Annotated in this window: 12 protein-coding genes; all 12 read right to left on the bottom strand. The window is 68.4% G+C overall.

What is annotated here, in order from left to right; translation table 11 throughout:
• The coding region (locus HY68_RS01685) for a phage tail tape measure protein (RefSeq protein ID WP_041983670.1) at positions 1-1,579 on the bottom strand (1,579 nt) is incomplete at its 3' end.
• Between the two features lie 83 nt (positions 1,580-1,662).
• Positions 1,663-2,112, bottom strand: a complete 450-nt coding sequence (locus tag HY68_RS01680) for an HK97 gp10 family phage protein (protein WP_241778451.1) — start codon at positions 2,110-2,112, stop codon at positions 1,663-1,665.
• A gap of 242 nt (positions 2,113-2,354) precedes the next feature.
• On the bottom strand, positions 2,355-2,711 hold the full coding sequence (locus tag HY68_RS01675; protein WP_041983669.1) for a hypothetical protein: 357 nt from the start codon (positions 2,709-2,711) through the stop codon (positions 2,355-2,357).
• A gap of 48 nt (positions 2,712-2,759) precedes the next feature.
• Positions 2,760-4,007, bottom strand: a complete 1,248-nt coding sequence (locus HY68_RS01670; protein ID WP_041983667.1) for a hypothetical protein — start codon at positions 4,005-4,007, stop codon at positions 2,760-2,762.
• A gap of 5 nt (positions 4,008-4,012) precedes the next feature.
• Positions 4,013-4,369, bottom strand: a complete 357-nt coding sequence (locus HY68_RS42555; protein WP_157874273.1) for a hypothetical protein — start codon at positions 4,367-4,369, stop codon at positions 4,013-4,015.
• 77 nt (positions 4,370-4,446) lie between these two features.
• Positions 4,447-4,983 (bottom strand): hypothetical protein, encoded by a 537-nt coding sequence (locus tag HY68_RS01660; protein WP_041983665.1) that lies wholly within the window; start codon positions 4,981-4,983, stop codon positions 4,447-4,449.
• Between the two features lie 4 nt (positions 4,984-4,987).
• On the bottom strand, positions 4,988-5,869 hold the full coding sequence (locus tag HY68_RS01655) for a hypothetical protein (RefSeq protein WP_041983663.1): 882 nt from the start codon (positions 5,867-5,869) through the stop codon (positions 4,988-4,990).
• 37 nt (positions 5,870-5,906) lie between these two features.
• Positions 5,907-6,221 carry a hypothetical protein gene (locus HY68_RS01650; protein WP_041983660.1) on the bottom strand — a complete coding sequence of 105 codons (315 nt, stop codon included), beginning with the start codon at positions 6,219-6,221 and terminating at the stop codon, positions 5,907-5,909.
• A gap of 1 nt (position 6,222) precedes the next feature.
• Positions 6,223-6,489, bottom strand: coding sequence for a hypothetical protein (locus HY68_RS01645; protein WP_041983658.1), 267 nt, complete (start codon positions 6,487-6,489; stop codon positions 6,223-6,225).
• 78 nt (positions 6,490-6,567) lie between these two features.
• Positions 6,568-7,242: an HNH endonuclease gene (locus HY68_RS40310; RefSeq protein ID WP_198533191.1), complete on the bottom strand. Its 675-nt coding sequence runs from the start codon at positions 7,240-7,242 to the stop codon at positions 6,568-6,570.
• 15 nt (positions 7,243-7,257) lie between these two features.
• Entirely contained in the window at positions 7,258-8,982 is a 1,725-nt protein-coding gene (locus HY68_RS01635) for a hypothetical protein (RefSeq protein ID WP_041983657.1), read from the bottom strand.
• A gap of 81 nt (positions 8,983-9,063) precedes the next feature.
• Positions 9,064-10,794: a hypothetical protein gene (locus tag HY68_RS01630; protein WP_041983655.1), complete on the bottom strand. Its 1,731-nt coding sequence runs from the start codon at positions 10,792-10,794 to the stop codon at positions 9,064-9,066.
• Between the last annotated feature and the right edge of the window lie 48 nt (positions 10,795-10,842).

Genomic DNA, 10,842 nt, shown 5'->3' with positions numbered 1-10,842 from the left:
ATCCGGCACCGCCGCGAACCGCGCCGACGCCCATCCGCCCGAAGGACGCGACGGTTGACGCCGCGCTCATCGCCAGCTTCGCCGCGTACGCGACCACCGAGAGGGCGAGCACCCCGCCGATCACGGCGGCAAGCCCTGTCGCGACCTGCTGGTGCTTCCCGAACCAACCGACGATCGCCATGATCACCGGCAGGAGCTTCATGCCGATCTCGATCGCAAGGACCGAAATGGTCTGCTTCGCCTTCGCGAGCTTTACATTGAAAAGCTCCTGGGTCTCTTTCCAGCCCTCGACGTCTTTCGTGCCGTGGTGAAGTGACTCCGAGACTTTCTTGATGCGCTCGTTGTAAGCCTCTGAGCTTTCACCTGTCAGCTGCAATGACGTATTAAGCCCGATAGCGCCACCGAGCATTTTCTTCATTGCCTCGGTGTACGTCTGCGCGGCCGGGCCGCCGCGCTTCAGTTCGGCCGAGAATCCATGCGACTGCGTATAGAGTGTTTTGAACTGGCTTCCCATGGCGAACTGGTCGGCAGGGAGCTTCTTAATTGCTTTTCCATATTCGCCCGCTGACATTGCTCCGGACTGGAGCTGGGTTGCCAAACCCTTAACCGGCGTCGGCATCGAGCTGATCATCTGCTTCAGGTCAGCTGCGGCCTGCTTGGTCTTATTGAACGACGAGAGCAGCAGCGTCCCTGAGGGGCCCATTTTCGAGAGCGTCGTCTTCGACAGCAGGTCGAAGGTTCCGCTGAGTCCGCGGCCGCCCTTGTCGACGTCGGCGAGGCCCTTGGCCACGTCCGTGCTGGACAGGCCCAGACGCTGCATCTCCTGGACAGCAACATTGTTCGGCGCTGCGAGGGCGCGGATGGTCGCGCCAAGCTCCTGTGTTCCCTCCCGGGCCGAGGTGCCGTGCTGGGTGAGAGACGCGAGCGCTCCGCCGACCTCAGCAAAACCGACCTTATTCGCCGACGCGATCGGCAGAACGGTGGAAAGTGACGATGCGAATTCCTCCATCGTCATCTTGCCTTCGCCAGCGGCCGTCTTCATTGCGTTCATTACCTGAACGGAATCTGTGGCCTTCAGGTGATACGAGGCCATTACCGAAGTCATGGCATTCGTGACAGATTCGAGTGATGCGTTTTCCTCGCGCGCGCCCTGAGCGGCAGCCTTGAGGACCTTCAGGCCGTCGGCACCTCGGTATCCGGCCTTTTCGACCTGATACATGCCCTCGGTGAGATTGTGCCAGTCAGTACCGGTGCCCTTGGCGATATCCAGAATGCCAGAGCGGACGGTTTTAAGATTCGCCAGAGTTTCCCCGGCAGCCGTGTGAAGCACCATCGTCTGTGCTTCGAAATCGCCGGCCATTTTCACTGAGGCGACAGCGACACCAGCACCGATCAGGGAGACGCCCTTGCCCAGCCGGGCCGCCCCTGCGAAAGCGGTCGCGCCGGCCGCCCTCATGCCGGCGGCAGTGCCGTCGACCTGGGCCCTGGCCTCGCGCATGGTGGCGCGGAGCTGGGTGATGTCGCCCAACATCCGCACTACAACCGGGGGCAGGAGCCCGCCGCCACCGCCGCCACTCATGTGCCCCTCCCCTCATGTGGGTTGGGGCCGCGCGAGCAGCCAGAAGCAGCCAGCAGCGCTGGCCGTTGTTCAGGGGAGGTGGGTCAGTGGTGGCTGATCGCGGCTGCCCAGGCCGCGTAGTACGTGCGGCTGATCACGCCGCCCGCGACGAGCCGGTCGAAGGCCGGCGCGACGTACGGCCGGGGAGGAAGGTCGGCATGGCCCGCGCTGCCCCCCAGCTCCTGGACGCGCCCGTACACGGCTGTTGGGCCGATCTCCGCCAGCCACCGCCCCATGCCGGCCGGCACGGGCCCGGTGACCTTGATCGACCGGCGGAGCGTGCCCGTGATGAGGCTCGGCGGGTCACCCGGCGCGGAAGGGGTCGGCGTCCCCTTCGCGTGCGACGAGGTGGTGAGCATCTGCTTGATGGCGGCCTCGGCCAGGTGCGCCGCGTGCGCGGTCGCCGTACGGGTCGCACGCTGCAGGTCCCGCTCCATGGCCATGAGCGCGCCGTTGAGTTCGGACAGCCCCGTGATCTGCACACCCCCGGCCACAAGATCACCTCATCGTGACTCGCGCTCCGCGTCCCGCCGGGCCTGCTCGTCCGCCTCCTTCCGGACGTCGTCGACGACCCCCGCCATCACGGGGAAGACCCCGTCGAGCCAGGCCGGCATCCGATCGACCACGTCAGGCGGCCACCGGTACCTCTCCGCGTACCAGACGTAGTCCAGCGCCAGGTCGTACGACGTGAGTGGGTGACCGTCGTCCGGGACATCGCGCCCCTCCAGGCGGGCCCTTACTCGCCGGAGGGCTCGGTAGGGGACGCCGGGTCAGCGACCTGCTCGGGGGACGGCTCCGGCTTACCGGGGAACAGCAGATTCCGGGCGTCCTCGGTGATCTCCATCAGCCGTTCGTCGTCGGCGAGCGGCAGGAGCTCCAGGCTGGCCGGCGACTCGGACGGGAGCGGCAGCTGATACGACCACGCGGTGACGAGGACCTGGAGCAGGCCGTCCGTCAGGTCGTAGATGACGGCGAGCTCGTGGTCGAAGTCCTCGACGCCGCGCATGATCTTCTTCTTGTCGCCGCGCAGCAGCGTGCTCGGGTCGCGGAGTTCGACCCAGGCCCCGGAGGGCAGGGTGATGCGGTCAGACATGTGGATCTCCAGGGAGGGTGATGAGGGTGGGTGGAGGAAGGCCGGAACCTAGAAGGTCCCGGGCGCGACGTTGCAGGTCACGGCGACCTTGATGGGGCTGTAGCCGCCGGATCCGCCCGCGAGCGACGTCGACAGGACCGACTTGAAGGTGTTGCCGTACTCGACGGCCGTCTTGCTGCCGTCGGGCTCGGCCTCGGTGAACGCCGCGGTGGCGATGTCGAACTGGATCGAGGCGAACTGGGTGCCGCTCAGGCCGTTGCCGAGGAGCAGTTGCAAGGCCGGCTGCGTGTTGTTGAGCATGTACAGCAGCGGGGACTCGCTGTCGGCGACGAACTGGAGCTTCCCCTCGACCGTGACGCCGCCGCGCTGGATGACGTACGGCGACCGGACCCCGTTCCCCGTGAAGTACGGGTTGAGCTCGCGCTTGAGGTTGATCTCGCCGTTCGTGACCGTCGGGATGAGCGTGCCGCCTGCAGCCGGGCCGCCGATGCCCACACCCATCCGCCAGGATGCGATCGGCCGCACCAGGCCAGGAGCAGACACAGGCTGTGCGCCGAGCGCGACGCTGGGGTAGGCCGTGGCCTTCCCGTCCCAGGTGAACAGGTCGCTCTCGGCGTTCCACTTGAAGCCCAGCTCGGACACGCAGGCGCCCGGGTACTGCCGCGCCCCGGACGTGGCCGTCGGGCCCAGGAAGTGCGTCAGCGTCTGACTCACCGGCTGTCCGCTGCCGGAATTCAGCAGTGAGTGGGTGTAGGTGTACGGCCCGGTCACCGGCACTACGGCCGTCGTCGAGGCATGACCGTAGAGGAGACCGCCAGCAGGCACGCTCACCGGCAGCGTGTAGGGGCCCGGGCCGGTCGGGGTGCCGGTGGTGACGACCTCAGCGGTCGCACCCGTGCCGATCTGCACCAGCGTGCCGGCCGGGATTGACGCGGCCACCGAGATGCTGTTGGCACCCGCGACCACGGGGGAGGAGAGCGTCGTAGCACCCGTGCCTGTCGGAGTGCCTGTGACGGCCATGTCCCCGAGCGCGTTGCGCAGGAAGTACGAGATCGTGTCGGCGAAGACCGGGCCCCCGAGGTCCAGCTCAGAGGTACCTGTGCCCAGGATCTGAGAGAAGGACTCCGTGGCCATGCTGCCGCGCCAGGCCTTGTCCTCAAGGAACTTGACGTTGTCCTTGGGCTTGAAGTCCTCGACCAGGATCGTGTCGGTCATGGCGACCGGCGTGCCCTGGACCGATTCGTTCGCGAGGCCGACGAACTGCTTGGCGGGCGCGTACGTGACGGGAGTGGTCACCGGAGTTACTCCTTGCCGCTGGAGGCCGGCACGTTGTCCGGCAGCTGGTTGGCTTTCTTGCGGGTCTTGGTCCAGCGGCCGTCAGTAGGCGGCCCGTCCGGCCAGTCGAAGACCGTCGCCGGGCGCGCAGGGCGCCCCTGGTCGGCCTCGCTCGCCACGACGCCGGGATCTTCCGGGTGGCAGGTCAGCGGCACGTGCGGGTACACGCAGCCGCTGCTGCGGGTGTACTCGTACGTCCCGGGGCCCGGCCGCTCAAGGTCGGTGGCAGGGGCATCGGGCGTGGGAGGCTCCGGGGCCGATGCCGGGGGAGAGGCGTCGGGCGCAGCGGTTTCGGGTGCGTCGGGGGATGCGGTCTTGGCCATGCGTTGGCCCTCCAGTCAGGCAGCACAAAGACCCCTGCTGGAGGGGCCGTTCAAGTGGGGAAGCAGGCAGGTACTGGTCAGGCGTTGATGAACTCCACAGCGGCGAACCGCATGGCCAAGTAGCCCTTGGTCAGGCCGTCTTTCGTGGCGGGCTGGGAGTACTCGAAGTCGATGCCGTCTCCGCCGCCGGCCTCCGAGACGTGCTCGCCGGCCTGGAACACGCAGTCGCCCAGGGTGCGGTCGCGGCGCATCCACTCAACCAGCGTGTCCCGCATGGCGTACGCGTCGTCCTGGGCGTCCTCGGCGAACGAAGTGCGCGAGCGGAGGTAGCAGTTGAGGACGACCTCGTAGACGATCTCTTTCATGCCGTTGTGCTCGCCGCCGACCGCGCGCCGGATCTCATGCTGGCGCGGGATCGCCACGACGATCTGGCAGCCGGTCCGCGGCCCCGGGTCCTGCCCGAGGAAGTAATCGGAGTGGCTATCGTCCTTCGGCCACGCCCGCCGTACGACACCGACTCCGGGCAGCGGTGAGGACCTGTAGGTCCGGGTGGACTCGTCGTACTCGCCGCCGAAGAAGCGACAGATGCCGTCGATGACCTGCTGTACGGGCACCGGATCACCTCACCCTTCGGTAGCTGCTGAGGTTGCGGCGCGCGCTGGTGATCTGCCCCATGCCGGTCGGCCGGGTATCGCTACCCCTGGTCGTCGACGTCGTGTTCTCGGGGAACTCGTCCTCGGCGCTGCTGTCGGGGCGCATCAGGAGGGCGATGGTGTACTGCACGATCGCCAGCCGCAGGTCAGCGGGCATCCCGGACAGGTCGTGCCCCGGGGCGTGGTCGCTGCGCAGCGGGTCGGCGAGCGGGACATCGGCCGGCAGCGGCGAAGTCACCGCCAGCGGCGGCGACCACGACGGATCGACCGTGACCGTCTCCTCCACCCCCGGCTCCCAGATCCGGTACCGGGCACCCGGGATGAAGCCGGTTGGGTCCTGCACCTGGAGGGCCACATCGCCCGCAGACGCACCCTCGTCGAGGACGGTGGCCGCCCACCCCGCAACGTAGTCGGCCTGGACGAACACCTCGCCGCCGGCGACCGGCTGCCCGAACTGCAGGGAGCCGGACCAGCCGATGCTGCTACCGCCGATGGAGATGACGATGTTGCTGTCCTGCTCCACCCACACCGACGGGTCGGAAAGAACGGTCAGCGCGTTCTGGGTCCAGCCGTACCCGACGCTCTGAATTCGCCGGACCGGACCATGGTCGGCGTGAAGCATGAGCCGCCCGCTGCGACCGATCAGGATCCGTTCCCGCTGGACGGTGACGTGGGCGCCGAGCGGCTGGTCGCACTCGCTGTCGGCCCACTCCGACGCGGTGAGCAGCAGGTTGGTGAGCTCGGCGTCCTGGTCGGCCGGGTCGGCGCTGTCGACCAGGCCGTCGAGGTCGAGGCTGGTGGGGTGCGCGCGGAATGCGGCCGCGGATACGTACGGGGTGACGGCCATGGCCTCACCTCCAGGGTTGGGTGAGGCGGCGGGTGGGTCAGGATGCGTCGAGGGTGCGTGCCCAGTTGCCGTGCTCGCAGCCGACCGCCGTCGCGGTGGCCGGCCAGCCCTGCGGGAAGTGCTCGGCGCACGGCGGCTCGTCCGAGTCCGAATCGTCCGGCGTCGACGGCTCCGGGGTGGCGCTGGGGTCCGGGGCGGCGTCGTCCGGGTCTGTCGGCGAGGGCGTAGAGCCAGCGTCGGCGTCCGGGGTGCTGGCGCCCGGGTCCGTTGCCGCTGCACCCTCGTCAGCGGGTGCAGCCGGCGTCTCCGCCTTGGGGGTGGGGGTGGGCTTGTCGGCGGTCTTCCGCGCCATGTCAGTTCTCCTTCTCGCAGATGCCCCCGCAGCGGGAGCAGATCTGCACGTAGCTGGCGAATCCGCAGCCGCAGCGGTAGCCGCCACTCGTGCGGCCGCCGAGGTTCGCGGGGAAGGCGCCGTACTCGCGCAGCGCCCGCTCGTGCTGGGGGTTGTCGACGGTGACCGTGCCGTCGCGGCCCGCCGTGTAGGCGGTCGTCGAGCCGGTCTGGGCGCCCTGGATGTCGATGCCGCGCACGGCACCGTCGGGCAGACACAGGCGTGTCATGAGGGGGATCTCCTGAGGGTGCCGAGCACTGTGGGCCCGCCCGGAAGTGACTGGGCGGGCCCACAGCAAGGGGTGGACTCAACTGGGCCGGGGATCAAGGCGTCGGCGCAGTTGGGTGTGTGATAGGCCGATTTGGCGTGCTGCTTCGCGCAAGCTGATTCCCCGAGTCATCATGTCGCGGGCCTTCTCGATTTCCTCGCCCGAGGCTTTCCTGCTTGCCGGAACGAACCCTCTTCGAGGCTCACGCGGAGGCCGGGGATTCGCAGCCGCGTGATCGGTCCAGCGCTGACGCTTGCAGGCTCGACAGACACGATTGATGCCGCCACCAGGGCGTATACGCACGTAGGTGTTCTCGGACGTGTACGGGTGTCCAGCTGGGCAACGGTCCTTGTTCGACTGGTGCAGTCCGCGGCGGGCGGCGGCCATAGGCACGATGCGACCGATATTGGTCCGTGTATTCACCGGCTCCAGATGCTGCGGGTTCACACAGGCGCGGTGGGCGCAGGCGACGCCGCCCACGCAGGTGCGGTCGATGGAGTGGCAGCGATGGTCGAGCTGTAGACCCTCGGGGATCCGTCCGACGTGGTGCTCGTAAGACCAGCGATGGGCACTGACGAGACGAGACGGGGCCTGGGGGCCAGGATAGAACTGGCCGTACCCCTTGATGCGGGCGCCGGTCCACAGCCAGCAGGCGCCCGCATTCTTGGGTTTGTCGACCTTGGCGAAGAAGCGCTCTGAGGGGGACTTTGTCACCCCCAGACTTTAAGGCTAGTTACTCTTCTTGATGCCGGTGATGGCACCGTTCCAGGCCGGGGCGTAGCAGAGGAGCGTGCCCATCCAGTACGAGCTGGACTCGAAGGCGAACTGGTTGACGGGCCAGTCGACGCCCATCATGTCCTGGACGTTGAACACGCTCCAGACGTCGCTGACCTCGGAGTCCGGGAGCGGCAGGGTGTCCGAGAGGATCGGCGCGATGCCCTGCGGCAGCCACGGGTGCACCTCGACGGCGACGCCCTTGCCGGTGACCTCGTTGATGATCGTGTTCACGACGTCGCCGAGGGTCACCCCGGTCAGCTGGTCCTGAGTGATCGTCATCCGGTAGTTGCTGGACGCGCTGGTCTTCAGCGAGTCCGACAGCTGCTTGCGGTCCGAACCGTTCAGGAGCGTCCTGTCCGGGTCGGCCTTCACCGCGTCGTACAGCGCGGCGAACGCGGTCTGCCACTCGCTGCCCGGGTTGGCGGTCGACAGGGGGGCGTTGAGGCGGTTGACGTACCCGGAGTCCGGGCCGGTGCAGATCGGCACGATGCCGTCGTAGCCGGCCGCGTACGCCGAGGTGTCGCCGGTGACCGTGGACGCTGCGATCCCGGAGGTCGGGAGGGCGCCCTGGATGGTGAAGGCGTTGGTGCTCGACCGGCCGACCAGCCAGCGGGCCGCGTCGCCGGGGTCGGAGGCGCCGGTGGACACGTACACGCGCATACCGGTGGCGCCGGCGGGGAGGGTGCAGGTGACGTCGACGACCTGCGTCGACGGTGCCACGGAGACGGCTGAGGCGATGAGTACGGACTGGCCGAAGTCCCCGGCGTCCGCGGTGACCTTGACGTAGATGTTCGTGGTCAGCCCGGTGATCGCTGTCTCGCTGCCGGCCGCGGAGCGCGCGGTCAGAGTCAGGCCGGTCGGGGCCGACAGCGCGCCGATGAAGCCGTTGCCGGACGTGCCGCGGCCCATCAGGAGCATGCGCTCCTCCAGCAGCATGCTGGAGTACAGCAGGCTGGTGCGGGAGAGCTGGCGGATGTCCTGGTAGCCCTGGCCGGCGTACTGCGCGGACCAGCTCACCTGGTCGGACACCGAGAACTGGCTGTAGGCGACAGTCTTGTCGTACCCGGCGTAGCTGATCTTCGGGCCGCGCGCGTAGTACAGGGAGTTCGAGGCGCCGGCCGGGGCGAAGTTGTTCTGGGTGGTGTCCTGGATGCCGGGGTGCAGGTTGCCGACGCCGCCGGTTCCGGTGCCGGTGAAGCCGCTGATGACCTTGAACCGGTGGCTGAGGCCGATCCCCTTCTTGCGAGGGATCCGGTTCCTGAGCGGCGTCGGGCGAGGCGTCAGCATCTTCGCCGGCGCCTCCAGGTCGAACGCCACCAGGCCCGTGCTCACCGGGCTGCTGGTGGTGAGGTCCTTGACCAGGTCCGGCTGCTGAGCCTTCAGCTCATCCAGCGCGTTGGTGACGGACGCGAGCGCCTCGGGGGACAGGCCCTTCGCGATGTCCGGGGCGCCGAGCGCCTTGGTCATCGCGCCGTACGCGCTCGTCGGCTGCTGCTCGAAGCTGATGCCGCGGCCTTCGGTGAACGCCTGGACGACGTCACCAGGGCCGAGGACCCGCGAGGGTGCGGAGTCGAGAGCTCCCATGAGCTCGTCGAACCGCGTGGAGATCTCGGCCTTCGACAGCTCCGGGTCTTCCGGTGCGTTGCCGAAGAGGATATTTGCCTTGGGCAGAGCCATGGCCCTGCTCCTCTCATGCGAAAGCCCCGCCGGGGCGGGGCCGATGAACGTCGGGGTGGTGCGCGGTGCGTGCGGCGCCGATCAGGCGTCGGCCTTGGCCAGCAGCGCGGTACGCCGCTCGAGGTAGCCGGCGCGCAGGTCGTGGTCGGACACGGCGTTCGCCTTGGTCAGCAGCTGCTCCGCTTCGGCGCGGAGCTGGTCCGCGTCGCTCTTGCGGGCCTCGCTGGCCTGCACCGAGGTCCGGGTCAGCGCGGGGCCGCCCGGCGCCGGGAGTGCCTGGAGCTCCTCGATCGTCTTCTGCGCCTTCGTCAGGTCGGCCGCGAGCGACGTCATGCGCTCCTCTGCAGCTTCACCGGCCTCTGCGACAGCGGACTTCACGAGCTCAGCCACATCGGCCTTGGTCACAACCTCAGCCGCAGCAGTGGCTGCGGCCTCGGGGGTCTTGGGGGTCTCCGGCTTCGCTGCCGGGACGGTCGGCTCGTCGGCCTTGGTCACGTCCGGCTGGTCGGCGAGGTAGACGTCGCTGCCGTCCTTCGCAGCTTCCGACTGGCGGATGAACCAGCGCAGCGACCGGACGGCGTCGAGGAGGAGGCTGATGGTCGAGGCCTTGCCGAGGTCGCCGCCGGCGAGGCCTTCAGCGTCCGCGACGATCAGCTTGGCGATGCAGGAGATGGCCTGCTGACTCCCGGTCATTTCGCCGGCCTCGGAGTCGCCCTCAGCTTCGTCGGACGCGGTCTCGTCGGCCTTCACGAGATCCGGCATGAGGCTACGGACATCCCGCAGGATGCCCTCGGCCTTCCCCACGACTTCAGCAGCCGCAGCCTCGTCGGGCGCGGCTTCGTCGGCCTTCGTTGCGGTCTTGGTCGAGCCGTCGGGGTTCCAGTCGGTCGGCACCAGGGCCTCCAGTCCGAGGGCCTTGGCCCTGCTGATGATGTGCTTGCGAGTCTTGTCCTGGTCGGCGCCGCGGCCGACTGCCTTGATGGCCTTCCGCAGGTCGGCCTTGCTGGCGATCGAATTCGAGCCGTCTGCCATCGCTGCTCCAGGCACCCCGGTCTTCTTCTTGGCCGCCGCCGAGGTGTCCGCCTTGCCGAGCTCCTGCACTCGGCCGTCGACCAGCGCGCGAATCTGCTCCTCGGTAACGGAGCCGCGGATGTTGAGGAGGAACTGCGGCCCCGCGGCGGGGGCGTCGGCCTTCTCCTCGACAGCAACCTGCGCGCCGGCAGCGGCCAGCTTGGCCAGGGCCTCCTTCACCGGGGCGGCCAGCCGCGCGTACGCCTCGGCCGGGATACCGAATGCCTCGGCCTCCGACTTCTCGACGACCATCGGTTCCTCGACGACCTGCAAGGTGTCAGCGCTGTCCGCCTTGGCGATCTCGAACAGCGTGCCCGGGTTGCACGGCCGGTCGACCACGCTGATCTCGCAGATCGTGCCGTCGACGATCTCACCGCCCGGGGCGTCGGACTTTCCGAGCGCGACCTTCGGCCCCTTGATCCCGACCGAGAAGCCCTTGAGTACACCGGTCTGGATCTTCTTCACTGCCAGCGGGTCGACGATGTGGGCTGCGATGTTGTGGGATCCGTCTTCCGCCTTGGACAGGCCGACTCCGACTCCCACGGCCCGCTTCGCGTCGTGCTGTTCGCGGATGTTCCCGGTCTGTGCCCACTCGGGCATGGCCCGGTCGAGCCATTCCGCACCGAGCCGTTGCTGGTCGCGGTCCAGGGCACTGGAGGCGGCCGGCCCGTAGACCATGAGCGTGCCGTCGTCCTGTGTCTCGCTTTTGGTGATCGGCGCCCACGCGTACGTGAGATCCATTTGCGGTTCCTTCCGTGAGCGCGCGCCGCCGCAGCGGGGCCCGTGGGT

The organism is Streptomyces sp. AcH 505, assembly GCF_000818175.1.
GTDB lineage: Bacteria > Actinomycetota > Actinomycetes > Streptomycetales > Streptomycetaceae > Streptomyces.
This window is presented reverse-complemented; position numbering and strand designations above follow the sequence as displayed.

Coding starts and splice junctions, on each gene's coding strand:
- HY68_RS01675 (WP_041983669.1), bottom strand. CDS start 2,711: ATGTCTGACCGCATCACCCTGCCCTCCGGGGCCTGGGTCGAACTCCGC.
- HY68_RS42555 (WP_157874273.1), bottom strand. CDS start 4,369: ATGGCCAAGACCGCATCCCCCGACGCACCCGAAACCGCTGCGCCCGAC.
- HY68_RS01655 (WP_041983663.1), bottom strand. CDS start 5,869: ATGGCCGTCACCCCGTACGTATCCGCGGCCGCATTCCGCGCGCACCCC.
- HY68_RS01650 (WP_041983660.1), bottom strand. CDS start 6,221: ATGGCGCGGAAGACCGCCGACAAGCCCACCCCCACCCCCAAGGCGGAG.
- HY68_RS01645 (WP_041983658.1), bottom strand. CDS start 6,489: ATGACACGCCTGTGTCTGCCCGACGGTGCCGTGCGCGGCATCGACATC.
- HY68_RS01635 (WP_041983657.1), bottom strand. CDS start 8,982: ATGGCTCTGCCCAAGGCAAATATCCTCTTCGGCAACGCACCGGAAGAC.
- HY68_RS01630 (WP_041983655.1), bottom strand. CDS start 10,794: ATGGATCTCACGTACGCGTGGGCGCCGATCACCAAAAGCGAGACACAG.